Source organism: Streptomyces sp. NPDC048523 (assembly GCF_043199815.1).
Lineage (GTDB): Bacteria > Actinomycetota > Actinomycetes > Streptomycetales > Streptomycetaceae > Streptomyces.
Genome location: NZ_JBICWQ010000002.1, coordinates 600,408 through 625,116, shown reverse-complemented (window position 1 = coordinate 625,116; position 24,709 = coordinate 600,408). Strand labels below are relative to the sequence as shown.

Sequence of the window (24,709 nt, the reverse complement as noted above, 5' to 3'; positions counted from 1 at the left end):
AGAGCTGACGTCCAGTCACTTCGTGAGGACGGGCTCGGGCGTACCGCTCATATCGGTGGACTCGGGGCGCCTGCGTCCCCGTACCACCAAAACGACCCCCACGGCAGCCAGTACGAATCCAGCCACAGCAGTCCCGATCGGCAACGTCTCGCCCACCGCGCGCAGTTGACCGCTGTCCCGCTTGGCCAGCCGTACCGCTTCCTTCTGGGTCGCGGTGGTGAACGCGATCTTCGGGCTGTCCAGCAGGACCACGGCGTCCTTCTTCGCGCCGGGCGCCCGCAGGGTGCGCTTGGGGCCCACCTGTGCGTAGACCACCCGGCCGGTGCGCTGGTCGACGACCAGCTCGATGCCGTGGTTGGAGTACCACTCCTCGGCCAGCACCTGCGGCCGGCCGGGCTGGTCCACGATCGTGCCCGGCACGAGCCGTGTCCCGACCTTCGCCGGGGCGACCGTGCCGGTGAACCGGTAACCCGTGTACCCCTGAACCTTCTTCGTACCCTGGTAACGCAAAGTCACCGTCGAACCGAGCGAGTTGTCCCACCACTGGTAGGAGCGTCGCTGCACGTCGAAGGGGAACTTCAGGTAGGCCTCGCCCTCGATGTACGGCTTCTCGCCGCAGCAGTGCACCGGCTTGTTGGTCTTGCGGTCCATGACCCAGCGGTGCGGGACGAACTCCAGCGCGTCGTGCGGGTCGGAGGCCGGCAGCGACTTGTCCGTGTCGACGGTGGTGGTGACGTCCCACACCGCGGCTCCGTCGCTGCGCTCACTGTCCTCGACGTCGGCGCGCACCCGCTGGGTGACGGTGATCCGCTGATCGGGAACCGTCTTCACTTTCTCGGTGTCGAAGACGCTGCCCGTCCCGCGGTAGACCGCGGTCTGGTCGATGTTGATCGGATTCACGGCCGCCCGCGGTGCCACGTACCACGCGAGCAACGGCGCCAGTACCAGCAAGAACGTGCCGAGTCCCAGCAGAATCAGGGAGATTGGAGAGGCTGTACGGCGCATCCGGACACTCCAGGGGCGTGAGATGACGGAGTTCGGGCCGCTCTGGGCCCTGTCGTCACACTCCCGTCGTCCGCCCGTAGGGCGGGCCGAGCGGCGTCTGGTGCGTGCAGCTGCAAGGCGGAGGAGGGCGTCGACGCGGAGCGTCGGCAACCGACGACAACGCCGCAGATGGGCGTGCCAGGCGTCGCTCGGCAGGCGGGAGTGTGACGACAGGGCCCTTGGGCCGGAGACCGTATGGCGTTTCAGCGCGGGGTGTCAACGTCTTGACGGATTGTCAGTCTCTTGTCGAGACTGGGCCGACAGGCAGGGTGGGTGCCGGGTCGGGGAACCCGATGGGTTCCGCGTTCCGGGTGGGGACGTACGCCGGATCGAGCCGCTCGAGAGAGGCGCCCCTGCGATGTCCAGACTGCTCGCCGCCGCACTGACCGTGGTGGTCGCCGCTTTGCTCGCCCTCGGTGCCGCGCTCGGCATCGTCGCGCTGCTGGAGGCGACGCCCGAGCAGCCCAACACACCCTTGATCACCTACGAGCAGACGGACCAGGGGAGTTGACCCGTGGCCGCCCGCCCGGCAGCCGTGAACGCCCGCTCGGCCTGGCATGACGTTCCGCGCCTCCAGGTCCGCCGTTTCGCGGCCATCGCCATGTCCGAGGCGCCGGCCCTCGCGGAGGAGATCCTGCGCGAGATCCGCCGCGAGTACCCGCATCTGCCGGTGGTCCTGGACGAGTCCGGCGAACCGATGGCGCTGGTCGGCATCCGCCGCGCGATCGAGGTCTTCGTCCAGCACCTGGAGACGGCGGAGGGCCGTCCGACGGTCCCCCCGGGTGTCTTCCAGGAGTTCGGCCGCGGCGAGGGCCTGAACGGCCGCAGCCTGGACTCGCTCCAGGCGATCTACCGCATGGGCGTACGCCTGGCCTGGCGCCGTTTCGCCGACATCGGCCAGCGCGTGGAGATCCCGCCGCCGGCGATGTACGAGCTGGTGGACGCGGGCTACGAGTACCTGGACGGCCTGGTCGACCAGTCGGTCCGGGGTTACGCGGAGGCCGCGGCGAGGCAGGCGGGCGAGCGCCTGCGTCTCCAGCGCCGCCTGATGGAGTTACTCCTGGCCGAACGCCACCGGGGCGATCCGGCGGACGCGCTGACGGAACGCGCGGCCCGCATCGGCTGGCCCCTCCCGAAGAAGGTGGCGGTCGGCGTCCTCCTGCGTCCGGCGCGCGAGGCGGTCCCTCCCGCGGTGGGCCAGGGAGTCCTCCTGGACATGGACTACGAACAGCCCCGCATGGTCGTCCCCGAACCGGCCGCGGCGGGCCGGCCCGAACTCCTGCACCGGGCCCTGACCGGCTGGGCCGGCGCGATCGGCCCCCCGGTCCCGCTGGCGGACGCGGCGAAATCCCTCCGCTGGGCCGAGGCCGCCGTACGCCTCATGGAACGCGATCTGCTCCCCGCCGGGGACGTCCTGTACTGCACCGAACACACCGAGGCCCTGGTCCTGCTCCAGCCGGAGGAACTGATCGACGACCTCGCCCTGCGCTGCCTGGCCCCCCTCCGCCACTGCGGCCCCACCCACGGCCGCCGCCTCGCCGAAACCCTGCTCGCCTGGCTGGAGACCCGCGGCGGAGCCCCGGAGGTGGCGGCCCGCCTGGGCGTCCACCCCCAGACCGTCCGCTACCGCCTCCGCCAGATCCGCGAACTCTGGGGCGACGAGATAGACGACCCGGACCGCCGCTTCGAACTGGAGCTGGTGCTGAGGGCCCGGCGGTTGCGGGGGGAGCTGGCGTGAAGGGCGGACCGCCGCCGCCCGTGGCTCACACCCTGGCCCGCTCCCTCACCCCCGTCCGTCGGGGCGCAGGACCGTCCAGGTGGACCATCACCGTGGAGTAGAAGCGGTGAACGGCGTCGTCGACGCTGCGGATGAAACTGGACTCGGCGTTGCCACGGCTGTTCCCCATGGTCTTGAGGAGGGACAGACGGAAACCGGTGATGGCCGCGCCGCCCTTCGGCAGCATGTCCGCCGGTTCGGGGCGCAGCCGCTCCAGCGTGCCCCGCGGGCCTCCCGCCTGGCCTTCCACCAGCGTCTCGACGTGCAGGTCCGCCGGTGCCTCGGCGAGGCGGCGGACCAGACGCTTGGCCCAGGCCAGGGGGTAGCCCTGCTCGGGCGCGGGAATCTCGATGGAAGTGCGCAGTCTGCCGGTGCGCAGGTCGGCGCCGATGGTGAGCAGGCCGGGCGCCTGCTCGACGCGGAGTTCCGCCTGAAGCCTGCCTTCCACGCAGAGCCGGTCGGCGAGCTGCAACCGGCGGGCCTCGGGATCGGTGCCCCGCCGGGCGCGCTGGGCGGGCAGCACCTTCTGCCCGAGTTCGCCGCCGAGTCTGAGACACACCTGGCGGACGAGCCGCTCCCAGCTCTCGACCACTTCGAGGGCACGCGGATCGCCCTGGCACAGGGTCTCGTCGCTGATCCCGTTGCGCACCGGCACCCAGGCCGAGCCCATGTTCTGGAAACCGTGGCAGCCGGAGTTCTCGTGCTGGAGATAGTGCAGCAACTCCTGGAGCAGCCAGGTCCGTGCCGCGTTCCCGACGCCCTCGTGCCGGATCAGCAACTGCGCCTGATGGGCCACCTCGGCCCACGACAGGTGCCACAGCGCCACCTGGTGCTTGCGCCGTCGGTCGATCTTGACATCGACCAGCGGGCTGCCCTCGAGTGCCACGTCGTTCGACAGTGTGATCACGGCCTCGTAACCGCGCCGGGCGGCGATGTCCATATAGGCCTGCACCTGGTCGGCCTTGAGCGCATTGCCGTTGGTCTTCGTCTCGACGAGAGCCGTCCAGAGCTTGCCGGCCCGCTCGATGCGGATCACTCCGTCGGGGCGCCGGGGTGTGTCGCCGTGCGGCAGGGAGACTTCGGTGAACGTCTCCATGCGGCCGGACGGTGCCCCGAACGCGGCGGTGAGGCGTCTGCCGAACCGTGGAACCTGGGTCATCACCGACAGCAGTACCGAAGTGGCACGCATCTCCCGGTCCGGGTCGCTCTTGAGCGCGGAGACCGGAAAGAGCCTGGCGGGTTTCCAGGAGTCGTTCTCCGCGAGCGACTTCGGAGGCGCGCTGGGCAGCGCCGCCTTCTTCTTGGCGGTACGGGGTCGGGCAGCCGGCCTGCGTGACCCGGTCTCGTCGGCGGACCGACGGGGAGCCGGCACGGCGTCCAGCGCGCCCGGCGCATCCGGCTCCGGAGCCGCGTCCGGGGGCACACCGACCGGCCGGCCGGCGTCAGCCGGTTCCGGAGTGGCCGCGACCGCCATGTCGTCCACGGCCTCCGCGGTCGTCTCCGCGTCGTCGTCGACGTCCACCCCGAAGTCCGTCGCCAGCCCGGCCAGCCCCGAGTCGTATCCCTGGCCGACGGCACGGAACTTCCAGTCGTCACCGCGTCGGTACAGCTCGCCGAAGATGATCGCGCTCACCGTTCCGGTGTCGCCGATGGCGAAGCGGAGGAGCGTTTCACCGACCGCGTCGGAGAGGGTGACGCGAAGGTCGTCCAGTTCGCCGAAGTGGGCGCCTTCATAGCGGCTCGCGGCCACCACCATGCGGTCGACCTCGGGCGGGACCGCGGTCAGGTCGAAGCCGATCCGGTCCTCGTTCCCGTCCTCCGTGGGTGTCTTGTCCAGCAGCTGCACGCTGCCGTCGGCCGCCACCGGGTTGTTGTAGAAGTAGAAGTCCGTGTCGCTGCGGACCTTGCCGTCCTGGTTCAGCAGTAAGACGGACACATCCGCGTCGCCGTCCCCCGTCGGGCTGCTCCAGCCCAGGCTCACGATCACCGAAGCGGCGTTCTCGCTCAGGGCCGACAGGGCAGTGTTCGACCCCTTGGTCATTTCAAGCACGAGATCCCCCCTGGAATCACATCCCCCAGAACACACCACGCAATGTGACGTGTCGCACACGAACACAGTAGTACCGGCGGCCCGCACCCGTGTCCATCCTGCGGAAACAGCTCCGATGAGGAGTTCGTGACCCGCATGGCCATTGCCGGAGGAAACAGCCTGTCGCTAGCCTGTGTTCGTCATTCCGATCGTCTGTTGAGATTTCGAACGCAGACGCCTTAGACGTAAAGGGAGGTGGCCGGTTGTGGGACGCCTCGTACCTGCCGTGACCCGGGCTCTCGACATTCTCGAGCTCTTCCTCGACGGAGACGGGACGCTCTCCGCCCCCGACATCGTGCGCAGACTGCAGCTGCCGCGCACCACCGTGCACGAGCTGGTGACCACTCTCGCCGCCCGGTCGTACATCGTCCAGGTTCCCGGCCAGCCGGGACGCTACCGGCTCGGGGTGCGGCCGTACCAGCTCGGCAGCCGGTACGCCGAGCAGCTCGACCTCGCCGCCGAGGGGCAGCAGGTCGCCCGGTCCGTCGCCGAGACCTGTGACGAGACCGTGCACGTGGCGATCCTGGAGGGCACCGACGTCATCTACATCGCCAAGGTCGACTCGACGCACGCGGTGCGGATGGTGTCCGCCGCCGGGCGGCGCCTGCCCGCCCACTGCACCTCCGTCGGCAAGATGCTCCTCGCCTCCCTCCCCGAGCCGCAGCTCGCCTCCCGCATCCCGGAAGGCACCCCGCTCGCCGGGATGACACCCAACAGCATCACCGACCCCGGCGCCCTGCGCGAGGCCCTCGACGAGATCCGACAGCGCGGGGTCGCCGTCGAGAACCGCGAGTCCAACCCGGACGTGTCCTGCGTCGCCGCCCCGGTCCGCGACCGCACCGGGCAGGTCGTCGCCGCGCTCTCCATCTCCGTGCCGATGATCCGCTGGAGCGAGGACCGCCGCGGCGAGCTGGAGCAGCTGGCCGCCAAGGGTGCCGCGGAGCTGTCCGAGCGCCTCGGTCACCGGAGCGTGGGATGACCCGCATGACCAAGTACGAGGTTGCCGTACGTGCCGAGGCCACCCTCGGCGAGGGGCCCACGTGGGACGGCGAGCGGCTGCTGTGGATCGACATCCTGGGGGCCCGGCTCCACAGCTACGACCCCGTCTCCGGCCACCGCACGGTCCGCGTCCTCGACCAGCACATCGGTGCCGTCAAGCCGCGCGCCGGCGGCGGACTCGTCCTCAACCTGCGGGACGGCGTGGCCCTGCTCGACCCCGACGGCTCCTTGCGCTGGCTCCACCACGAGCCCGTCCCCGGCCGCCGGGCCAACGACGCCGCCGTGGCCCCCGACGGTTCGCTGTGGGCCGGCACCATGCGCTACGACGAGGCGCCGGGCGGCGGCACCCTGTCCCGGATCACCGGTGACGGCATGCACCACACCGTCCTCGACGACGTGGCCGTCAGCAACGGCGCCGGCTGGAGCCCGGACGGCCGGCTCATGTACTACATCGACTCGCCCACCCGCCGCGTCGATGTCTTCGACCACCACGACGGGCACATCGAGAACCGCCGGACCCTGGTCGAGATCGAGGACGGCGCCGGTTTCCCCGACGGCCTCACCGTCGACGCCGACGGGTGCGTGTGGGTCGCCCTGTGGGACGGGGGAGCGGTACGGCGCTACACGCCCGGCGGCGAGCTGGACCGGGTGATCACCCTCCCGACCTCGCGTGTCACCGCGTGCGCGTTCGGCGGGCCCGATCTCAGCGACCTGTACATCACCACGGCCCGGGTGGGCCTGGACGCCCCGCACCCCGTGGCGGGCTCCCTGCTGGTGGTGCCGGGGGCCGGGAAGGGCGTACGGCAACAGCCGTTCGCGGGCTGAGCCGGCCTGACCCGGGCCGGCTACTCGAGCCCCGCCTGCTTCAACTCCTCGGCGGTCAGAGGCGGTTCGGTCAACGCCGGTTTCAACGGCCCCACCGCCGCCGCCAGCAGGACCCCCGGTGTCAGCAGCACCTCCGCCCGCCGCTCCAACGACGTGACGTCGGTGACGCGGCGGGCGATCCGCCCGTTCCCGGTGGCCGTGTACATCAAGCGGTCGACGTACGCGGCCACCACACGGTCCCGCAGCGTCGGTCCGTCCTGCGTGGCGCCCGGGTAGAACACGTCCTGCCCGATCGCCAGGTCCCACGCGGCCGAGACCGGCCGGGCGACCGCCTTCTGGATACGGCGGGACAGACCGGGCGCGCCCCAGCCGTGCCGTCGTACCACCGCACGCAGGGCCACCGCGCCCTGCGCCGCCACCGACATGCCGTGCCCGTACACCGGGTTGAACGCGGCGACGGCGTCGCCCAGCACGGCGAAGTTCTCGGGCCACGCCGGCATCCGCTCGTAGAAGTGGCGGCGGTTGGCCGTCGTACGGGTGAGGGCCACCTCCGTCAGCGACTCGGCCCGGTCGACGAGGTCGGCGAGGACGGGGTGGCGCAGCTCCGTACGGGCGTACCGGGTGAAGTCGGCGGTGTCGGCGGTGGGTTCGCCGCCCCGGGTGCCGTACAGCGTCACCAGCCACTGCCCGTCCTCGATCGGCAGCAGCACACCGCCGCGTCCGGGCCGGCCGGAGCGCGCGTCGGGCTGGACGCTGACGACGGGGTAGCCGTCGCGGGCGGGTTCGGGGGCGCGGTAGCGGCGGCTGGCGTAGGTGAGGCCGGAGTCCACGGTCCGGCTCCGGGGGACGGGCAGGCCGAGCTCGGTCAGCCACTGCGGGGTCCGTGAGGCACGGCCCGTCGCGTCGACCACCAGATCGGCGCGCAGAATGCGTTCGGCACCGTCCACCCGGACCCGGACGCCGGTGACCGCCGCGCCGGTGCCGTCGAGCCCCAGCACCTCGGCGTCCTGCAGCAGCTCGATCCGGTCGTCGGCCAGCACCTGGGCCCGCACCGCGGCGTCCAGCAGATCCCTGCTGGACAGCAGCATGAAGTGCGACTCGGTCCAGCGGCGGAACCAGCCCCGCGGGGACAGCGCCACCATGTCGGTGGTCACCGGCAGCCGGTGCGCACCCGCCGCCCGCAATCCTTGCGTGACCCCCGGCAGCAGTTCCTCCAGCGCGAGCGCCCCGCCGGACCAGAGCTGGTGGACATGGCGGGCCTGCGGAAGTCCCTTGCGGGGCGCGGGTCCGGCGGGCAGCACATCGCGTTCCACGACGACGACCCGGTCGGCGAGCCCGGCCAGGGCGGCTGCCGCGAGCATGCCGGTGTGGGACCCCCCGAGGACGACGGCGACTCTGGCGGGGGAGGGGCTTTCAGTCATGCGTGGACATGCTCTCTGCCGGGACGGCCGCGCGGGCGCGCACCGCCGTGATCTCGTCGGGACTGCGCAGGGCCGCGGAGACGGCGTGGATCTCCTGCAGCAGGTAGGCGGTGTCGGGAGCCGTCGTGTCGTCGCCGTCCCCGGCGTGCCGCCCGGTCTCCACGGCGTCCAGGATCGTCACCGCGGCGGCGAGGGCCCGGGCCCGGCCGGGGTCGGCGCCGAGGGCGAGGGCGGCGTCGTGGGAGCGCCGCCGCAGGTCCTCGTCGAGGTGGCGGGAGAGCTGGAGGAGCGCGTCGCGGATGTAGGTCTCGCGGCGGATCAGACGGATCTCGGGGGTGGCCTGCAGGGCGAGGGGCTCACGGCGGCCCGGCACGGCCCGCAGCAGGCGGGCCAGCGGCCTGAGGTTCCGGCGCCGGCGGCGGACCAGCCAGCGCTCCTGCAGGTACTGCCCGGCGTGCGGGACGATGACGCCGGTCGCGACCATGGTGGCGCCGATACAGGCGGCGGACGGCGCGATGTTGGTATTGAGCCAGTCCAGGTCGTGCCCGGTCCACCGGGCCACGATGGCGGTGAACTTGGACACGCTGAACAGGAGGTTGGTGACGTAGCCGACGCTCAGGAACCTGAGGCCCCAGCGCAGCCAGCCGTCGAGTCCCTCGGTGCGGATCCAGGTCCAGATGAGCCGGGCGGTGATCAGACAGGCCGCCGTGTGCACGATCAGGTAGAGGAGGATCTCCTCGCGCATGAAGGGCGTGGTGGCGTAGTACGTGTCCAGGTCCCGGATCTGTTCCACCGGTACGTCGGCGAGGGCGAACAGGACCCACAGCGCGACCACCACGGCCGTGTAGACGCCGACCACCCAGCGGGTCGCACGCCGTGTCTGCGCACGGCGGTCGGTGTGGCCGTTGCGCCAGTGCACGACCAGCAGCAGCCAGGACGCGGACAGCGCGGTGATCAGGGAGTACACCCAGGGGGCCGCGATGTTCGGGACACCGGTGACCCGGTTGGTCCAGGCGATGGTGCTCGGCGCCGCGAAGACGAACACCGCGCAGGCGAGCAGCAGCACACCGCCGACGGCACGCAGCAGCGGATCCCGCCACAGCTTGACGATGCTGGGCAGCTTGATCGCCAGGGCCGCGCCCAGGACCAGGCCCGGCAGCCAGAAGGAGATGTACAGACCGGTGAAGAACGCGGTCGGTCCCTCGGCCAGGTGCTGAGGTGTCACAGCGTCCCGCCTCCGCGGCCCCGGTAGCCGAGCGACCTCTGGAGGGGGTCGGGGGAGGCCGTGTCGCCTCGCCCCACCTGCAGGAAGGCGGCCGCGAGCCGGTGCCCGAAGTCGTCGGCCTCGGCCTCGTCCGCCTCCCGGGAGCCGTTGCGGGCGGCCACGGTCAGGGCGACGGAGTCCCAGCCGGGTCGTCCGGCGAGCGCGTCCGCCGCGGCCGCGTGATGGTGGGCGTGCCCCGCGTGCAGGTGCCACAACTCATGGCCCAGGATGACCAGTTGCTGCATCTCCTCGGCCCGCTCCTCGACGATGACGAGGTCGAAGTCCTCGAACTCCACCCACAGTCCGGTCACCGCGATCTCGTCGGGGAACCGCTCGAAACGCAGGTCGACGAGGCGGCCGCCGCGGCGCGCGCTCATCTCCCGGCACAGGATCCGGCACAGCTCGGGCACGTCGGCCGGGGGGCGGGGCCGGGCCCGGACCGCGTCGGTGAGGTCGCAGACCAGATCGCGCATGGCCGGGGTCGCACGGGTGCGTCGTAGCGCCGAGGCGATCCGGGCCGCACTCCTGCGCGCGCCCGCGATGTCCATCCCACCCCCTGAGCTCTCCCGCCGCCGTAGGACGGGCTGTTCGAGACTACGCGCCCCGAACTGTCCCGTCACGCGATCCGATTTTGCCTGCGCACCCCATTGACTAGAAAGCGCTTCCTGCCTACGGTCCCGTTCGAAGTTACGAGCGCAATTCGAGATATCGAACAGATGATATTCGACAGATGGGGCAGGGAATGGGACGACCTGACCTGAGCCGCCGGCATCTTCTCGCCGCGGCGGGCGGCCTGACCGTCGCCGCGAGCTTCGGCTTCGCGGCCCTCGGCACCGGGGCCGACGCGCTCGCCTCCGGTGCGGACACCCGGGTGCGCTACTGGAACCTGTTCAGCGGCGGCGACGGCGCCAACATGATCGCGATGCTGGACGCCTTCCGTAAGGCTCATCCGGACATCGACGTGAAGGACTCCACCCTCCAGTGGGGCAACCCCTTCTACACCAAGCTCGCCATGGCGGCCGCGGGCAACCGCGCCCCCGACCTCGGCGTCATGCACATGGGCCGGGTCACCGGCTTCTCGCCGGGCCGCCTCCTCGACCCGTGGGACGTCGACCTGCTCGCCAAGTACGGCGTCCGCGAGGAGGACTACAACCCTGCGCTGTGGAAGCGCGGCGTCATCGACGGCAAGCTCTACGCCCTCCCGCTCGACATCCACGTCCAGCTCTGCTTCTACCGCAAGGACGTCCTGGGCAAGGCCGGCCTGCTCGGCGACGACGGCCGGATGATCCCGGTCACCTCCACCGACGAGTGGTTCGACGTCCTGAAGAAGGCCAGGGCCGTCCAGAAGAAGGGCCTCCAGACGATCGGCCTGTGGACCAACGACCAGAACTTCCAGTGGTGGTTCTTCGTCGCCTTCTACACCCAACTCGGCGGCAAGTGGTTCAACGCCGACAACACCGAGGTCCTCTTCGACCCCGACAAGGCCACCCGGGTACTGGAGTTCCTCCGCCGGCACGTCACCGACGGGTACGTCGTCCCCGGCGCCCCCACCGGCGAACAGTTCATCAACGGCGCCCCCTTCACCTGGGAGGGCAACTGGTCCGTGCCGGTCTTCTCCGGCGCGAAGCTCGACTACGGCGCGACCCCGCTGCCGCCCGTCTTCGGCAGGCCGGCCACCCACGCCGAGTCGCACGCCTTCGTCCTGCCGCACCAGGCCGGCCGCGGCGGCGCCACCAACGAGGGCGCCCACGAACTCGCCGCGTACGTCGTCACGCACGCCCTCCAGTGGGCGGCCGGCGGTCACATCCCCGCGTACACGCCGACGCTCTCCACGGCCGCGTACAAGAAGCTCACCCCGCAGAACGAGTACGCCGGCGCCATGGACCACCAGGCCACCGAGCCGAAGGTGTGGTTCGCGGGCTCCACCGGCGTGCTCGCCCAGGACCTCGGCCCGGTCGTCGTCTCCTCGACGATGGGCTCCGCCAAGCCGGACAAGGTCGCGCAGACGATGAAGAGCCATCTCACCAAGCTCCTCGCCTCGAAGAACCCGATGGACGGCAGGACCGCCGCGCAGGGAGGTGCGGTCGCATGACGACCAGCGCTCACATGACGACCGGAGCCGTCGCCGCACCGGCCCGCGCCAGGACCGCGGCCGCGACGGCGACCGTCCGCCGCAAGCAGGGCTTCCAGCACGGGGGTTGGTTCGTCGCCCCGTTCCTCGCGCTCTTCGTGCTGTTCGTGATCTGGCCGCTGCTGCGCGGCGTCTACCTCAGCTTCACGGACGCCAACATCTCCGGCGACGGCGCGAGTTTCGTCGGCCTCGACAACTACCGCGAGGCCCTGGGCGACTCGGCGATGTGGGACGCGCTCGGCCACAGCGCGTACTTCACGCTGCTGGTCGTCCCGTGCATCACCGTCCTCGCCTTCCTGCTGGCGATGCTCGCGCACCACATCGAGCGCGGCAAGTGGCTGTGGCGGCTGTGCTTCTTCGTGCCGTTCCTGCTGCCCTCGACGGTCGCCGCCAACATGTTCCAGTGGCTGTTCACCCAGGGCATCGGCCTGATCAACGAGACCTTCGGACTCGACACGCCCTGGCTGACCGACAAGTCGTACGCGATGCTCGCCATCGTCATCGAGACCCTGTGGTGGACCGTCGGCTTCAGCTTCCTGCTCTACCTCGCCGCCCTCCAGGGCATCCCCGACCACCTCTACGAGGCCGCGAAGCTGGACGGCGCGAACGCCTGGCACCGCATGGTCCACATCACGCTGCCGATGCTGCGCCACATCACCGGCCTGGTGATCGCGCTCCAGATCCTCGCCTCGCTCCAGCTCTTCGACCAGGCCGTCGTGATGATGGACTTCGGGCCGGGGCCGGAGGTCAGCACGCGCTCCTTCGTGCAGTACACCCTCGAACAGGGCTTCACCAGCTACCGCGTGGGCTACGCCTCCGCGATGTCCATCATCTTCTTCGTGATCATCGCAGTCGTCGCCCTGTCGCGGATGTGGCTGCTGCGCAACCGTGAGGAGGGCGGCCGATGACCACCGCCGTACCGGCCCGCAAGAGCCCCCGTAAGCCCTGGACACCCAGCCAGATCATCCTCACGATCCTCGGCGTCGCCGTCTCCGCCGTCTTCGTGGCGCCGATCGCCGCGGCCCTGTTCACCTCCCTCAAGTCCGAGGCGGAGGCGGCCGAGATCCCGCCGCACTGGCTGCCGAAGGTCTGGACGGCCCAGGCGTGGAAGGCGCTGTGGGAGACCGGCAACATCACCAACTGGTTCGTCAACTCCCTGGTGGTCTCGGTCTGCGTCACCTCCGTGGTCCTGACCGTCAGCGCCCTCGCCGGATACGGCTTCGCCCGCACGGAGTTCCGCGGCAAGAACGTGCTCATGGGCATCGTGATGTCGGGGCTGATGATCTCCCCGGCGGTCCTCGGCGTGCCCCTGTTCACCACGGTCCAGCAGATGGGGATGGTCGACACGTACTGGGGCATGATCCTTCCCCAGTGCGCGCCGGCCGCGATGGTCTACATCCTCTACAAGTTCTTCCAGGGCGTCCCGCGCGAACTGGAGGAGGCGGCCTTCATCGACGGCGCGGGCCGCTGGCGGGTCTTCTTCACGATCGTGGTCCCACTGGCCCGTCCCTCCCTGGCGGCGGTGGGCATCTTCACCTTCATCGCCTCCTGGAACAACTTCCTGTGGCCCTACATGGTGACCAACAACCCCGACCTGATGACCATGCCGAACGGCATCGCGACCGTCATGAACTCCTACGGCATCCAGTGGGCCCAACTCATGGCCGGCGGCCTCATGGCGGGCCTCCCGCTGATCATCGTGTTCGTCTTCTTCCAACGCCAGATCGTGGCGGGCGTGGCCCACACGGGGCTGGCGGGTCAATGAGGAGTCCGAGTGTGAAGCGCCTGAGGTACGTGACTTTCCTGACCGCCGCCCTCATCGCCCTGCTCCCGACCACGGCCCAGGCCGATCCCACCTACCCCGACCCGCTTCCGATCAGCGGTCAGCAGATCATTCATGACCCGGCCGTCATCCACCTCAAGTCCGGCGGCTACGTGGCCTATTCGACCGGCGGTGTGATCGGGGCCCGGCTGTCCAAGGACCTCAGGCACTGGAGCGACGCGGGCAACGCCTTCGCCGAGGCGCCGAGTTGGTGGTACGAGTACAACGACACCGGTGACCCCTGGGCGCCGGACATCTCCTACCGCGCGGGCCGCTACTGGCTCTACTACGCCGTCTCCTCCTGGGGCACCAACCACTCCGCGATCGGCGTCGCCACCTCCCCGTCCGGTCTCCCCGGCACCTGGACCGACCGCGGCAAGGTCTTCACCTCCGAGACCACCGACTCCTGGAACGCCATCGACCCGGCGATCATCCGGGCGGACGGCAGGCTGTGGATGTCGTTCGGCTCGTACTGGACGGGCATCCGCATGGTCGAGCTCGGCCCGGCCACCGGCAAGGCCCTCCCCGGGGCCGGCGTCCACCACCTGGCCACCCGCCCCGACGCCCCGTACGCCGTCGAGGGCCCGGCCCTCGTGAAGCACGGCCGCTTCTACTACCTCTTCGCGTCCTACGACGCCTGTTGTGCGGGAGTGAACTCCACGTACAGGATCAGGGTCGGAAGATCCACCAAGGTCACGGGCCCGTACGTCGACAGCACGGGCAAGCCGCTCCTCGAGGGCGGCGGCGACCTGCTGCTGGCAGGACACGGGAGGTACATCGGCACGGGAGGCGAGTCGGTCTTCCGCACCCGCGGCCAGGACTGGCTGGCGTACCACTACTACGACGCAGAGGACGACGGCACACCGAAGCTGGGCCTGAACAGGCTCGGCTGGGTGCGTGACTGGCCCGTTGTCAAGTAACTCCGTTCCTGAAAGGTCCCCATGAGCAAGCCCACCGCCCGCTTCACGCTCGACCCCGCCTTCAAGGTCGGCGAAGTGAACCCCCGTCTCTTCGGCTCCTTCGTGGAACACCTGGGCCGCTGCGTCTACACCGGCATCTTCGAACCCGGTCACCCCTCCGCGGACGAGGACGGCATCCGCACCGACGTCCTGGAACTCGTCCGCGAACTCGGCGTCACCGCCATCCGCTACCCCGGCGGCAACTTCGTCTCGGGCTACAAGTGGGAGGACAGCGTCGGCCCGGTGGAGGACCGCCCCCGCCGCCTCGACCTCGCCTGGCGCTCCACCGAGACCAACCGCTTCGGCCTCTCCGAGTACATCGACTTCCTGAAGAAGGTCGGCCCCCAGGCCGAGCCGATGATGGCCCTCAACCTCGGCACTCGCGGTGTCGCCGAGGCCCTGGAACTCCAGGAGTACGCCAACCACCCTTCCGGCACCGCCCTCTCCGACCTCCGCGGCGCCCACGGCGACAAGGACCCCTTCGGCATCAACCTCTGGTGCCTCGGCAACGAGATGGACGGCCCCTGGCAGACCGGCCACAAGACGGCGACGGAGTACGGCCGGATCGCCGCCGAGACAGCCCGTGCGATGCGCCAGATCGACCCTGGCGTCGAACTCGTCGCCTGCGGCTCCTCCAGCCAGTCCATGCCCACGTTCGCCGAGTGGGAGGCAACGGTCCTCGCCGAGACGTACGACCTCGTCGACTACATCTCCCTGCACGCCTACTACCAGCCCGAGAACGGCGACGTGGACTCCTTCCTGGCCTCCGCCGTCGACATGGAGTCCTTCATCGAGAACGTGGTCGCCACCGCCGACCACGTGGGCGCGAAGCTCAAGTCCAAGAAGAAGATCAACCTCTCCTTCGACGAGTGGAACGTCTGGTACATCTCGGAGTGGCACGAGATCGAGAACTCCGGCGCGCGGGACTGGGCGGAGGCCCCCCGCCTCCTGGAGGACAACTACAGCGTCCTCGACGCGGTCGTCTTCGGTTCCCTCCTCATCGCCCTGCTGCGGCACGCCGACCGCGTCACCGTCGCCTGTCTCGCCCAGCTCGTCAACGTGATCGCCCCGATCATGACCGAGCCGGGAGGGCCGGCCTGGCGCCAGACGACGTTCTTCCCGTTCGCCCAGGCCTCGAAGTACGGCCGCGGCGAGGTCCTCGACGTACGGGTCGACTCACCGACGTACGAGACGAAGAAGTACGGCGAGACGGACCTCCTGCACGCCACCGCCGTGCGCGCCGAGGACGGTACGGTCACCGTCTTCGCCGTCAACCGCAGTCGGGGCGAGTCCCTGCCCCTCGAAGTCGCCCTGAGCGGCCTCGACCTGACGGACGTCGTCGAGCACAGCGTCCTCGCCGACGCCGACCCGGACGCCCGCAACACCCTCGACGCCCCCGACCGGGTCGCCCCGCACCCGGCCGAGGGCACCGCGCTGAAGGACGGCACCCTCACCGCCGTACTGGAGCCGCTGTCCTGGAACGTGATCCGGCTCGCGTGACCGACCGGGCTACCGGCCGGGGGAGTCCACCGGTGTCACCGGCACTCCTCCGGCCGCGGCCCCCAGCAGCGTCAGGCGTACGTCACCGGGCCCCGACTCCGTCGTCCCGTCGGACAGGACCGCGAGCGCCAGGGTGTTGGTGCCGCGCGTGCGCAGGATGCCGTTGGGCAGGACGAAGGTGTGCTGCGGGCCCACGTCGTTGACGTACTGGCCCATGTTCCAGCCGTTGAGGAAGATCTGGACGCGGTAGGCCCGCTTCGGGTCGTCGTCGAGGGTGAGGCCGATGGAGGCGTCGGTGCCGGTGTCCACGGCGAGCCGGAACGTCGTCCGGTACCAGGTGACCCCCTGACGCCGGTCGGCGCGGGGCAACTCGGCGGATTTCCAGTGCTCTTCGGCGAAGCCCGGCAGATGCCAGCCCTTGCGCTCCCCGAACAGTCCGCCGTTGTTGAGCGGCCCGCGCACCGGGTCGGGTGCCGTCTCGCCCTGGATGCGCCAACTCACCTTCGGTGAACCGCCCTTGAAGGTGACCTGCGTCAACCCCCGGGCCGCCTTGTGGGTGTCGGCGGACCCGCCGTCCATGTCGTGCGCCGTCCGCCGGACGAGGACGGACAGGACACGGGTCGAGGACCCGGAGGGCGGCGGCACGTCGAAGGTGGCCCTCGCCGTCCAACTGCCCTTGCGCGCTGAGCTCTTGTCCGGCACCGGCATCCGGTGCGTGCCCAGCGGCTCGCCGTCCAGCCACGCCATCAGCAGCCCCTGCGTGCCGGTGCTGTAGGACAGGGACACCGACTCCAGCTCGTCCGCGTCGGTCAGGTGTCCCCGGTACCAGACATCGCCGTAGTGGAAGCCGTAGTCGTCGGCGAACAGGACCGGCCCGTCCTTGGGGACCGGGGTGACGCTGAACGAGCTCGCGCGGTCGGCCCGTGTCCAGCCGGAGTCGTCGTAGTCCGGGAGGGACTCGAAGTTCTCGGTACGGCGCCGCCAGCCGCCCAGCGCGGGCAGCCGCACCTCGCCCACGCCGGGGATCGGGAGCTGCCCGGGTGTGGCCGGCATGTCCGCGCGCAGGCTGCCCATGGGGGTGGCGGAGGTGCGCAGCGGGCGGCCGTTCCAGGTGATCCGGTCCATGCCGCGCGGCCCCCACACCTCCATGCCCGTGCCCTCGACGGTGTCTCCGGTCAGGTGGGCGGTCGCGCCGTCCAGGGTGACCCCGCGCACCAGCGACGGCCCGTACACCAGCACCGGTCCGGTCGGGGTGTCCACCGGGAACAGCCGCAGCGACCAGGGGTCGTCGGCGAAGATCAGCAGCAGCGGCGTGTCGCTGCCGCCGCCCTCGATCCGCACCCGGGCCGGGCCGCCGACGCCCATCGGCACGGTGATCCTGAGGACGCCGAGGTCGTAGTTCCACGCGGGTTGCGCGTCGCCCCGGGTGACCAGCGGCTCCTCCGGGCACTCCAGCAGGACCTGGGCCATCTCGCCGTGCGGGGCGGTGAACACGGCGACGTCCATCCGCCCGACCTTCAGGTACATCATGGGCTGCGCGGTGGCGTACTTGAGGGTGTGCCCGCCCAACTGCAGGTTCGCGGCGAGCAGTCGGGCGTCATGGGCGGCGACGGTGAACGCCACGTCGATCCCGGCGTCCGGGATCGTGGTGGTGATCGGTGCGTCGGTGTCGTTGCGCGCGACGTACACCTGGGAGCCGGTGTCCGGGTTGGTCAGGTGGTACACCTTCAGCCGCTCGTCGGCGGCCCGCACCGCGTCGGCCCGGTCCAGCTTGGCGAAGTCCGGCACGGTCCGCAGGAGATGGCCGAGCTGGTGCGTCGGGGCGAGCTTCGGTGTCGGCCGGCGCGCCTCGTCGATCGCCGCCCCGTAGTCGTACGACGTGTAGACCTGCGGTGCGGGCAGCCAGCCCCACGAGGTGCCGCCGAAGGTCATGTAGACGTTGTGCACGGTGATGCCGTTGGCGAGGTTGGTGAGCTGGAAGCGCCGCTCGTAGGCCGCGTCCCGGGTCCGCCGCGCCTCGGCGTACCCCTTGCCGTCGAAGGTGGCCCCGCCCCACGGGTCGAACCAGCCGCCGCCGAACTCCGGGATGAACCCGGGTGTCCTGGGGCTGGCCGTGGCCCCGCCCTTCAGTCCGCCCACGCCGAAGTCGCCCCAGTCGGGCGGCACTTCGGACGGCGCGGGATACCCGTCGAAGCCGTAGAGCCAACCACGCTCCTCGCCCCCGGTGTTGAAGGACCCGGGCGTCCAGTAGCCGTTCCTGCCCTTGTCGTTGTGGAACAGCGGGACGTCGATGCCGTCGGCGCGCACCTTCTTGTACAGGTGGGACATGTAGTCGCGGCCGAGGCTCTCGTCGACGAAGGCGTCGTACTCGTTCTCGATCTGGTAGAGCAGGACCGTGCCCCTGCCCTTGGTGAACAGATGCCGGACGGCGATGGCGTTGACCTCGGTCAGCCACTCGTCGGCGTACGACAGATAGGCCGGGTCGGAGGTGCGGGCCCGGCCGGCGGTCGCCGCGAGCCAGCCGGGGAAGCCGCCGCCGTCGACCTCGGCGTTGATGTACGGGCCCGGCCGCAGGATCACGTACAGGCCGGTCTCGGTGGCGGTGCGCAGGAACAGGTCGAGGTCGCGGACGCCGGTGAAGTCGTACTGGCCGGGGCCCGGGGAGTGGTAGTTCCAGGCCACGTACACACTGACCGCGTTGAAACCGTGGGCGCGCATCTTCTGCAGGACGTCCCGCCACAGCGACGGGCTCGGCAGCCGGAAGGGGTGCATCTCGCCGGACCACAGCACCAGGCGCCGGCCGTCGACCACCAGCGAGTACTTGTCGTAACCGACCTTGTGCCGGACCCGGTCGGCCGCCGGGGCGCCGGGCGCGGGCCCGGTGGGCACGCTGTGGGAGGCGTAGGCCGGGGTGGTCTCCCCACCGCTGCCGCTCAGCGCGAAACCGAGCGCCGTGGTGCCGGCGAGGGCGCTGAATGTACGTCTGCTCAGCTCCAAGGGAGCGCCTCCTGGTCGTGCCGCGCTAGCGCCAGTCCGTCCGTGGGTGTGGGTGGTGTGCCTATTGTGGCGTGACCATTGTCTACGCCCGCACACCGCACAATTGCCGTATGAGGATCTCTGCACGGGCGGACTACGCGGTACGGGCGGTGCTGGAGCTTGCCGTGCGGCAGGACTCCGAGCCGGTGAAGGCCGAGGCCATCGCCGCGGTCCAGGACATTCCGCACAAGTTCCTGGAGGGGATTCTCGGCGACCTGAGGCGCGGTGGGATCGTCGACAGCAGGCGGGGCGGGGGCGGCGGTTACCGGCTCGCGCGCGAGGCCTCGGCCATCACGGTCGCGGATGTCATCCGCGCGGTCGACGGGCCGATCGTGTCGGTGCGCGGCGAGCGGCCCACCGGTCTGGAGTACACGGGTTCCGCGCAGCCGCTGCTTCCGCTGTGGATCGCGCTGCGGGCCAACGTCCGCAAGATCCTGGAGGGCGTCACCATCGCCGACATCGCGGGCGACGCGCTCCCGGAGCCGGTCCAGCGGCTCGCGGCCGAACCGGCCGCGTGGGAGAACCCCTGAATTCCAGCCGGGGGTCGACCGGGGTTCAGTAGGTGTCCAACTTCCCCTGTTTACACGTGAGTTCGGCCATCAGGGGAATGGCTGGAGTTCGCCCTGGCGGCGCCACAGAGTGCTCCCTACGATTCGATCGCCGCGGTGCTCCACAGAAACCACACAGGTTCTCCACGCTTCAACAACAGCGCAGAGGAGAGACCCCCCATGGCAAGTGGACTGCTTCTGGGCGGCGCCGTCGCCGCCCTTCTCACCGCGGCGGTGCCCGCGCACAACCCGTCCGGCGGGTTCGTCGACCCGCCCCCGGACAAGATCGTCATCGACGTCGCCACGGTGAACGGCTCCGGCTGTCGCGCCGGCACTGCGGCCGTCGCCGTCTCCGAGGACAACACCGCGTTCACGGTGACCTACAGCGACTACCTCGCCCAGGTCGGCGGCAACTCCGACCCCACGGCGTTCCGCAAGAACTGCCAGCTCAACCTGATCGTCCATGTCCCGCAGGGCTTCACCTACGCCATCGCCGAGGCCGACTACCGGGGCTTCGCCTCGCTCCAGGCCGGCGCGAGCGGCGTCCAGCGGGCCTCGTACTACTTCCAGGGCTCCTCGCAGACGGCCGCCAAGACCCACACCTTCCCCGGCGCCTACAACGACAACTGGCAGGCGACCGACACCACCGACTGGGCCCAGCTGGTGTGGGCCCCCTGCGGAGTTCAGCGCAACTTCAACATCAACACGGAGGTCCGCGTGAACGCGGGCAGCTCCTCGCCGTCCAAGGTCAGCTTCATGACGATGGACTCGACCGACGGTGACATCAGCACCGTGTACCACATGGCGTGGAAGGAGTGCCCGGGCAAGTGAAGGGGTGTCGCCCGCCGCTCCTGTGGGCGGCGGGCGACGCGTTGATCAGCGTTCGACGCCGAGCGTCAGGGTGCCGGAGTAGCCGGCCGAGGGGCTGCTGCCCAGGGCGGTCAGGGTCAGGAGGCCGGACGCGGCGCCTCCGTCGTCGTAGATCCCGTCCTGGGCGAGGGTGGTGCGGCGGACCGTGTTGGCCGAGTACGGCGAGAGCGCGCCGACCTTGGCGGTGACCGTCTCGTTGAAGAAGAGCTGGCCGGTGTGGAGTTCGGTGCCGCCGGTGAAGGAGCCGTCGGAGGTGAGGGTGACGTTCACGTGCACCTTCACGTGGATGTGGACGCAGCGGCCGATGTACCAGCCGGGGTAGACCGTCGTGATGCGGGCGACGCCACTGGAGTCGGTGAGCACGCCGCCGCGCAGGAAGGTGCCGCTGTCGGGCTCGTTGTGGCCGTTGTTGCCGACGTAGCCGGAGTACTCGCCGAGTGCGTCGCAGTGCCAGATCTCGACGAGGGCGTTGCTGATCGTGGCGCAGGTGTCGTCGTCGACCACGGTGAGGGCGAGTTTGAGCGGGAAGCCGGTCTTGCCCTCGGTGATGTCGGAACGGACGTACTGGCCGTCGAGGTAGTAGGGGCCTTCGGTCATCTCCCGGGTGAGAGTGCAGACGGCCGCGGCGGCCACGGGGGCCGTGTCGGGGGACGCCTGGGTGTCGGAGGTGGCGGCGCCCACGGCGAGGCTCACCGCGGTCGCGCCGGTGGCGACCAGGACGGTGCGGCGGGCGATGGTGTCTCTCGTGGGGGTCTCATTCATGGGGGTGTCTGTCATGAACACGGCACCCTAGAAGCCGTTTCTGTTGGTGGGCTGTCAGTTCGGCAAAGTGAGGGGCCGTCAAGTTTCTTGCGAGACAGCTTGCGGTCGGGTTGCGGTGTCGGGCGGAGTGGGCGCGGTAGCGTATAGGGGCGTATGCCGACAAGGAGGGTAAATGGGGCTTACCGTGCGGGTCGAACGGCGCATCGCGGAGGACTTTCCCGGCCGGGAGGGCGAGGTGGTCGGCGATCTCCTCACCGAACTGGTCAATCATCTGACCGACCGGGGCGACCAGGAGGACAAGGAGCGGATCGCCGCCGCGACGCTGCTGTGCGGACAGGGCCGGGTGGACCGGCTCCTGGACGCCGTCCAGCTGGCCAAGGAGGACTGGCGGGACGTGCTGGTGGGGGCGGGGCTGGCGGAGGCGGGGTGGAGAGAGCGGTTGGAGGCGGACTTCGGTCCGGCGGCTCCGGCCGGCTGACCTACGGGTGTGAGAGCCCCACCGCGGCTGTCGAACCGGTCGTCTCGACGCGCCTGGTGGGGCCACCCGACTGCCCCCGACTCACGGTGGCTGCACCGCGCCGTGTTTTTTTGGGCCAGCCAGGTGGCGAGTGCGGGAACGCGTGTATAGACGCCCACGTCGTCGATGCGGCAGCTGGGACCCCAGGTGACCAGGCCCCACACCGTGTTCGCGGCCACGACCGGGCTGCCGGAGTCGCCTGTGCAGGTATTGCGGGTGGCGTCGGCGGTCGGCAGGGCGCACAGCTGCCAGGCCGGGTTGGGAGTGATGTCAAGGTCGAGCTGGGCGCGGGTGCACCGCTCCCCGGCCACGAAGCGCAAGGGGACGGCGGTGCGGCGGCACGGGGCGACCCCGCCGTAGCCGTCCCGGCCCCAGCCGAACTCGGTGCCGGTGGCGGGCGGCCGTTCTGCGGCACCGGGAAGACGGGCGGGTGCGGCGGTTGCTCTGTCGGTCAGTACCAGGAGCGCGGCGAACGCCTCGACGGCTCGGGCCCACCACAGGGCCTTCTCGCAGCTCGCCCCGGGGGTCGGCCACCGCGTTGTGGTACCAGGCCGGGTGCGTGGGGGCACCTCCCATGGAGGCGACCACGGCGTGGACGCCGTCGTGCTCCGCGCGCATCACCGGGGTCTTGCGGATCTTGCCGCTCCCGGCCCCCAGGGCTGGTCAGGATGGATGACTCAGGCGTGGGCGTCGTCGTAGTCCAGGGCGCCGCCCAGTTCGCGGGAGGCCTCGGCCTGGGCGAGGAGTTGCTTCGCCTTGGCCTCGGCGGCCTCGATGGCGTCCGCGCCGGCGACGAAGCGCTCCAGCGGCTTGTCCTGGCCGGCGATGGTGAGCAGGGCGCGGGCGAGCTTCGCGGGGTCGCCGGGCTGCCGGCCGTTCATGCTCTTCATGCCCTCGACCCGCGGGGCGGTGCGCGGGGCGTAGTCCTCGATGGACAGCTCGGGCCAGACGGTGGAGCCGTCCACGAGGAGTTCGGTGCGGAAGTAGCCCGGCTCCACGACCGTGGTGCGGATGTTGTACGGCTCCACGTCGTGGCGCAGGGACTCCATCCAGCCCTCTTCCGCGAACTTGGAGGCCGCGTAGGCGGAGGTGAACTCCATTCCGACCAGGCCGGCCGTCGAGGTGATGGTGATGACGTGGCCGTCGCGCTGTGCCCGCATGACGGGCAGGACGGCGCGGGTGACGTTCATCGGACCGAAGAGGTTCGTCTCGAACTGCCGGCGCATCTGCGCGGGCGAGATCTCCTCGAAGTAGCCGGTGAAGAGGTTACCGGCGTTGTTGATCAGGACGTCGATACGGCCGAAGCGGTCGACGGCGGCCTGCGCGGCGGCCTCGGCGTCCTCGAGGCTGGTGACGTCGAGCTTGGTGACCAGCAGGTCGTCCTGCGGTCCGCCCAAGGCCTTCTCGACCTCTTCGGGGCGGCGGCCGGTGGCGACGACCTGGTGGCCGGCGGCGAGGGCCTCGCGGGCGATGTCCGTGCCCAGGCCGCGTCCGGCACCGGTGACGAGAATGACCTTGCTCATGCGGAGTTTCCTTTCAGGTGCCGCGATCCGGCGCCCGGTGTGTGCGGGGGTGTGCTTTCAACGAAACCCGCTGTCCCGCGCGGATGGGAGTCCCTGATGAGGGGGTCACTGACAGGGACCCCCTCCCCGGCGCAAGCGCTCGTAGAGTGAAGCGCATGACAGGCAGAAACGACCCACAAGGCAGCAATCGCGACATCCGTGATGATTTCCGCGCGGAGATCCGGGAATTCCTCGGCACGCGGCGCGCCAGGGTCACCCCCGAGCAGGCCGGACTGCCCCTGTACGGCGGAGAGCGCCGACGGGTCACCGGGCTGCGCCGCGAGGAGGTCGCCCTGCTCGCGGGCATCTCCAGCGAGTACTACACCCGGCTGGAGCGCGGCAACGCCACCGGCGTCTCCGAGAGCGTCATCGAAGGCATCGCGCAGGCACTCCAGCTCGACGAGGCCGAACGCCTCCACCTGAACGACCTCCTGCGCGGCGCCGGCACCACCCGCCCACCACGCCGCCGGCCCGCTCAGCAGCGCGTCCGGCCGACAGTGCGGCGCGTCCTCGACTCGATGGCCGGCACACCCGCGTTCGTCCTCAGCGGCCGCGGGGACATCCTGGCCGCCAACCACCTCGGGCGCGCCCTGTTCTCCCCGGTCTACGCCGACCCGCTGCGGCCGCCGAACAACGCCCGGTTCGTCTTCCTCAGCCCGCACGCGACCGAGTTCTTCCGCCACTGGGACGAAGTCGCCAACGACGCCGTGGCCATGCTGCGCGCCGAGGCCGGCCGTGACCTCTACGACCGGCGGCTCACGGACCTGATCGGGGAGCTGTCCACCCGCAGCGAGGAATTCCGGCGCCGCTGGGCCGCCCACAACGTCCGGATGCACACCACCGGCGTGAAGCTCCTTCACCACCCGGTCGTCGGCGACCTCGACCTGCCCTTCGAGACCTTTCCGCTGGGCGACGGCCCCAGCCAGTTCCTCCTCACCTACACCGCCGAGCCCGCGTCCCCCTCGCAGGACGCCCTGAACCTGCTGGCCAGCTGGGCCGCGAGCAACGACGACATCGAGCGGTCCGCCGCGGACGACGGCTCCGAGCCGGCCGAGACGCCCGACTGAGCGGATCGCCGTGCGCACCGCTTACTTCCCGGGTAATCGACCCCGGTCGGCCCCGCCTGCCAGGCTCGTCCGCGTACGGAGCCCCACCGACCGGGAGGACGCCATGACCGCCTACGCCATAGCCCACCTGCGGGAAGCCGCGCCGCATCCGGAGATCGCCGAGTACATCGAGCGCATCACCGCCACCTTCGAGCCGTACGGCGGGCGCTTCCTCGTGCATGGCACGCAGCACGAGGTGAAGGAGGGCGGCTGGCCGGGACATGTCGTGGTGATCGGATTTCCCGGGATCGCGCAGGCGCGGTCCTGGTGGGACTCCGCCGCGTACCAGGAGATCGCGCCGCTGCGTTCGCGGCACATCGCGGGCGACATCATCCTCGTCGAGGGCGTTCCCGACGGCTACGACCCGGCGGTCACCGCGAAGGCGATGCGGGACGCGCTCGCTTCCTGAGGACGCGCTCCCGACTCCCGTGACCCGCGGGGCTGTTGGATACTGGGGCGACTGGCGTACGGAAGGGG

The 24,709-nt window shown here is 70.6% G+C and carries 22 protein-coding genes and 2 pseudogenes; 14 read left to right on the top strand and 10 right to left on the bottom strand.

Going from position 1 to position 24,709, the window contains the following annotated elements; genetic code table 11:
• Positions 1-15: 15 nt before the first annotated feature.
• The gene (locus tag ACGFWE_RS11840; RefSeq protein ID WP_352383522.1) at positions 16-1,005 is read right to left on the bottom strand and encodes a DUF3068 domain-containing protein; all 990 of its coding nucleotides are present in this window, start codon (positions 1,003-1,005) and stop codon (positions 16-18) included.
• A gap of 397 nt (positions 1,006-1,402) precedes the next feature.
• On the opposite strand from ACGFWE_RS11840, the gene ACGFWE_RS11835 reads away from it, so the two are divergent.
• Both ACGFWE_RS11835 and ACGFWE_RS11830 read left to right on the top strand, forming a co-directional pair.
• Positions 1,403-1,555 carry a hypothetical protein gene (locus ACGFWE_RS11835; RefSeq protein ID WP_020116177.1) on the top strand — a complete coding sequence of 51 codons (153 nt, stop codon included), beginning with the start codon at positions 1,403-1,405 and terminating at the stop codon, positions 1,553-1,555.
• 3 nt (positions 1,556-1,558) lie between these two features.
• On the top strand, positions 1,559-2,782 hold the full coding sequence (locus tag ACGFWE_RS11830) for a helix-turn-helix domain-containing protein (protein ID WP_352383520.1): 1,224 nt from the start codon (positions 1,559-1,561) through the stop codon (positions 2,780-2,782).
• A gap of 25 nt (positions 2,783-2,807) precedes the next feature.
• On the opposite strand, the gene ACGFWE_RS11825 is transcribed toward ACGFWE_RS11830, so the two are convergent.
• A complete protein-coding gene (locus ACGFWE_RS11825; protein ID WP_352383519.1) occupies positions 2,808-4,862 on the bottom strand; it encodes a TerD family protein in 2,055 nt (684 codons plus the stop codon).
• Positions 4,863-5,115: 253 nt separating this feature from the next.
• On the opposite strand from ACGFWE_RS11825, the gene ACGFWE_RS11820 reads away from it, so the two are divergent.
• The gene (locus ACGFWE_RS11820; RefSeq protein ID WP_352383517.1) at positions 5,116-5,889 is read left to right on the top strand and encodes an IclR family transcriptional regulator; all 774 of its coding nucleotides are present in this window, start codon (positions 5,116-5,118) and stop codon (positions 5,887-5,889) included.
• Complete coding sequence (locus ACGFWE_RS11815; protein WP_393599570.1) at positions 5,886-6,734, top strand: SMP-30/gluconolactonase/LRE family protein; 849 nt, start codon at positions 5,886-5,888, stop codon at positions 6,732-6,734. Before ACGFWE_RS11820 ends, ACGFWE_RS11815 begins: the two co-directional genes overlap by 4 nt.
• A 20-nt stretch (positions 6,735-6,754) precedes the next feature.
• Here the strand turns inward: ACGFWE_RS11815 and ACGFWE_RS11810 are convergent, their stop codons facing one another.
• Genes ACGFWE_RS11810 through ACGFWE_RS11800 form a run of 3 tightly spaced genes read right to left on the bottom strand, consistent with a single transcriptional unit; the run spans position 6,755 to position 9,967 of the window.
• On the bottom strand, positions 6,755-8,155 hold the full coding sequence (locus ACGFWE_RS11810) for an NAD(P)/FAD-dependent oxidoreductase (RefSeq protein WP_393599568.1): 1,401 nt from the start codon (positions 8,153-8,155) through the stop codon (positions 6,755-6,757).
• Positions 8,148-9,380: an MAB_1171c family putative transporter gene (locus ACGFWE_RS11805; protein WP_352383511.1), complete on the bottom strand. Its 1,233-nt coding sequence runs from the start codon at positions 9,378-9,380 to the stop codon at positions 8,148-8,150. Before ACGFWE_RS11805 ends, ACGFWE_RS11810 begins: the two co-directional genes overlap by 8 nt.
• Positions 9,377-9,967, bottom strand: a complete 591-nt coding sequence (locus ACGFWE_RS11800; RefSeq protein WP_393599566.1) for a toxin-antitoxin system, toxin component family protein — start codon at positions 9,965-9,967, stop codon at positions 9,377-9,379. Before ACGFWE_RS11800 ends, ACGFWE_RS11805 begins: the two co-directional genes overlap by 4 nt.
• Before the next feature lie 194 nt (positions 9,968-10,161).
• On the opposite strand from ACGFWE_RS11800, the gene ACGFWE_RS11795 reads away from it, so the two are divergent.
• Genes ACGFWE_RS11795 through ACGFWE_RS11775 form a run of 5 tightly spaced genes read left to right on the top strand, consistent with a single transcriptional unit; the run spans position 10,162 to position 15,831 of the window.
• Complete coding sequence (locus tag ACGFWE_RS11795; protein ID WP_393599564.1) at positions 10,162-11,511, top strand: extracellular solute-binding protein; 1,350 nt, start codon at positions 10,162-10,164, stop codon at positions 11,509-11,511.
• Positions 11,508-12,458 carry a carbohydrate ABC transporter permease gene (locus ACGFWE_RS11790; protein ID WP_393599562.1) on the top strand — a complete coding sequence of 317 codons (951 nt, stop codon included), beginning with the start codon at positions 11,508-11,510 and terminating at the stop codon, positions 12,456-12,458. The genes ACGFWE_RS11795 and ACGFWE_RS11790 overlap by 4 nt, the downstream gene beginning before the upstream one ends.
• Positions 12,455-13,315 carry a carbohydrate ABC transporter permease gene (locus ACGFWE_RS11785; protein WP_352383503.1) on the top strand — a complete coding sequence of 287 codons (861 nt, stop codon included), beginning with the start codon at positions 12,455-12,457 and terminating at the stop codon, positions 13,313-13,315. Before ACGFWE_RS11790 ends, ACGFWE_RS11785 begins: the two co-directional genes overlap by 4 nt.
• 11 nt (positions 13,316-13,326) lie before the next feature.
• A complete protein-coding gene (locus tag ACGFWE_RS11780) occupies positions 13,327-14,292 on the top strand; it encodes an arabinan endo-1,5-alpha-L-arabinosidase (protein ID WP_393599560.1) in 966 nt (321 codons plus the stop codon).
• Positions 14,293-14,313: 21 nt separating this feature from the next.
• Positions 14,314-15,831 carry an alpha-N-arabinofuranosidase gene (locus ACGFWE_RS11775; protein ID WP_393599558.1) on the top strand — a complete coding sequence of 506 codons (1,518 nt, stop codon included), beginning with the start codon at positions 14,314-14,316 and terminating at the stop codon, positions 15,829-15,831.
• 9 nt (positions 15,832-15,840) lie between these two features.
• Here ACGFWE_RS11775 and ACGFWE_RS11770 read toward each other — a convergent pair whose 3' ends face one another.
• Positions 15,841-18,828 carry a beta-galactosidase gene (locus ACGFWE_RS11770; RefSeq protein ID WP_393599556.1) on the bottom strand — a complete coding sequence of 996 codons (2,988 nt, stop codon included), beginning with the start codon at positions 18,826-18,828 and terminating at the stop codon, positions 15,841-15,843.
• Positions 18,829-18,938: 110 nt separating this feature from the next.
• On the opposite strand from ACGFWE_RS11770, the gene ACGFWE_RS11765 reads away from it, so the two are divergent.
• Together ACGFWE_RS11765 and ACGFWE_RS11760 are read left to right on the top strand one after the other, a co-directional pair.
• A complete protein-coding gene (locus ACGFWE_RS11765; protein ID WP_352383496.1) occupies positions 18,939-19,397 on the top strand; it encodes an Rrf2 family transcriptional regulator in 459 nt (152 codons plus the stop codon).
• Between the two features lie 198 nt (positions 19,398-19,595).
• Positions 19,596-20,246 (top strand): DUF4360 domain-containing protein, encoded by a 651-nt coding sequence (locus ACGFWE_RS11760; RefSeq protein WP_393599554.1) that lies wholly within the window; start codon positions 19,596-19,598, stop codon positions 20,244-20,246.
• Positions 20,247-20,291: 45 nt separating this feature from the next.
• Here ACGFWE_RS11760 and ACGFWE_RS11755 read toward each other — a convergent pair whose 3' ends face one another.
• Positions 20,292-21,062: an intradiol ring-cleavage dioxygenase gene (locus tag ACGFWE_RS11755; RefSeq protein ID WP_352383492.1), complete on the bottom strand. Its 771-nt coding sequence runs from the start codon at positions 21,060-21,062 to the stop codon at positions 20,292-20,294.
• Between the two features lie 157 nt (positions 21,063-21,219).
• Between ACGFWE_RS11755 and ACGFWE_RS11750 the strand changes: the two genes are divergently transcribed.
• Positions 21,220-21,525 carry a hypothetical protein gene (locus ACGFWE_RS11750; RefSeq protein ID WP_352383490.1) on the top strand — a complete coding sequence of 102 codons (306 nt, stop codon included), beginning with the start codon at positions 21,220-21,222 and terminating at the stop codon, positions 21,523-21,525.
• A gap of 176 nt (positions 21,526-21,701) precedes the next feature.
• Here ACGFWE_RS11750 and ACGFWE_RS11745 read toward each other — a convergent pair.
• The 3 genes and pseudogenes from ACGFWE_RS11745 to ACGFWE_RS11735 form a co-directional block, all read right to left on the bottom strand.
• A pseudogene (locus tag ACGFWE_RS11745) lies at positions 21,702-22,133 on the bottom strand (trypsin-like serine protease); the annotation flags it as partial.
• Positions 22,060-22,221 (bottom strand): annotated as a pseudogene (locus ACGFWE_RS11740) (nitroreductase/quinone reductase family protein); the annotation flags it as partial. The pseudogenes ACGFWE_RS11740 and ACGFWE_RS11745, both read right to left, overlap by 74 nt.
• A 20-nt stretch (positions 22,222-22,241) precedes the next feature.
• The gene (locus ACGFWE_RS11735) at positions 22,242-23,087 is read right to left on the bottom strand and encodes an SDR family oxidoreductase (RefSeq protein WP_393599552.1); all 846 of its coding nucleotides are present in this window, start codon (positions 23,085-23,087) and stop codon (positions 22,242-22,244) included.
• Positions 23,088-23,242: 155 nt separating this feature from the next.
• Here ACGFWE_RS11735 and ACGFWE_RS11730 point away from each other — a divergent pair, with 155 nt between their 5' ends.
• Both ACGFWE_RS11730 and ACGFWE_RS11725 read left to right on the top strand, forming a co-directional pair.
• Positions 23,243-24,193 (top strand): helix-turn-helix transcriptional regulator, encoded by a 951-nt coding sequence (locus ACGFWE_RS11730; protein ID WP_352383487.1) that lies wholly within the window; start codon positions 23,243-23,245, stop codon positions 24,191-24,193.
• Between the two features lie 103 nt (positions 24,194-24,296).
• Entirely contained in the window at positions 24,297-24,641 is a 345-nt protein-coding gene (locus tag ACGFWE_RS11725; RefSeq protein WP_393599551.1) for a DUF1330 domain-containing protein, read from the top strand.
• The last annotated feature ends 68 nt before the right edge of the window (positions 24,642-24,709 follow it).

Bases quoted from the DNA above. Each gene is read 5' to 3' on its own strand.
- ACGFWE_RS11825 (WP_352383519.1), bottom strand. From the start codon at position 4,862: ATGACCAAGGGGTCGAACACTGCCCTGTCGGCCCTGAGCGAGAACGCC.
- ACGFWE_RS11815 (WP_393599570.1), top strand. From the start codon at position 5,886: ATGACCCGCATGACCAAGTACGAGGTTGCCGTACGTGCCGAGGCCACC.
- ACGFWE_RS11785 (WP_352383503.1), top strand. From the start codon at position 12,455: ATGACCACCGCCGTACCGGCCCGCAAGAGCCCCCGTAAGCCCTGGACA.
- ACGFWE_RS11775 (WP_393599558.1), top strand. From the start codon at position 14,314: ATGAGCAAGCCCACCGCCCGCTTCACGCTCGACCCCGCCTTCAAGGTC.
- ACGFWE_RS11725 (WP_393599551.1), top strand. From the start codon at position 24,297: ATGACCGCCTACGCCATAGCCCACCTGCGGGAAGCCGCGCCGCATCCG.
- ACGFWE_RS11730 (WP_352383487.1), top strand. From the start codon at position 23,243: ATGACAGGCAGAAACGACCCACAAGGCAGCAATCGCGACATCCGTGAT.
- ACGFWE_RS11755 (WP_352383492.1), bottom strand. From the start codon at position 21,062: ATGACAGACACCCCCATGAATGAGACCCCCACGAGAGACACCATCGCC.
- ACGFWE_RS11735 (WP_393599552.1), bottom strand. From the start codon at position 23,087: ATGAGCAAGGTCATTCTCGTCACCGGTGCCGGACGCGGCCTGGGCACG.
- ACGFWE_RS11790 (WP_393599562.1), top strand. From the start codon at position 11,508: ATGACGACCAGCGCTCACATGACGACCGGAGCCGTCGCCGCACCGGCC.
- ACGFWE_RS11795 (WP_393599564.1), top strand. From the start codon at position 10,162: ATGGGACGACCTGACCTGAGCCGCCGGCATCTTCTCGCCGCGGCGGGC.
- ACGFWE_RS11810 (WP_393599568.1), bottom strand. From the start codon at position 8,155: ATGACTGAAAGCCCCTCCCCCGCCAGAGTCGCCGTCGTCCTCGGGGGG.
- ACGFWE_RS11765 (WP_352383496.1), top strand. From the start codon at position 18,939: ATGAGGATCTCTGCACGGGCGGACTACGCGGTACGGGCGGTGCTGGAG.
- ACGFWE_RS11840 (WP_352383522.1), bottom strand. From the start codon at position 1,005: ATGCGCCGTACAGCCTCTCCAATCTCCCTGATTCTGCTGGGACTCGGC.
- ACGFWE_RS11760 (WP_393599554.1), top strand. From the start codon at position 19,596: ATGGCAAGTGGACTGCTTCTGGGCGGCGCCGTCGCCGCCCTTCTCACC.
- ACGFWE_RS11750 (WP_352383490.1), top strand. From the start codon at position 21,220: ATGGGGCTTACCGTGCGGGTCGAACGGCGCATCGCGGAGGACTTTCCC.
- ACGFWE_RS11835 (WP_020116177.1), top strand. From the start codon at position 1,403: ATGTCCAGACTGCTCGCCGCCGCACTGACCGTGGTGGTCGCCGCTTTG.
- ACGFWE_RS11800 (WP_393599566.1), bottom strand. From the start codon at position 9,967: ATGGACATCGCGGGCGCGCGCAGGAGTGCGGCCCGGATCGCCTCGGCG.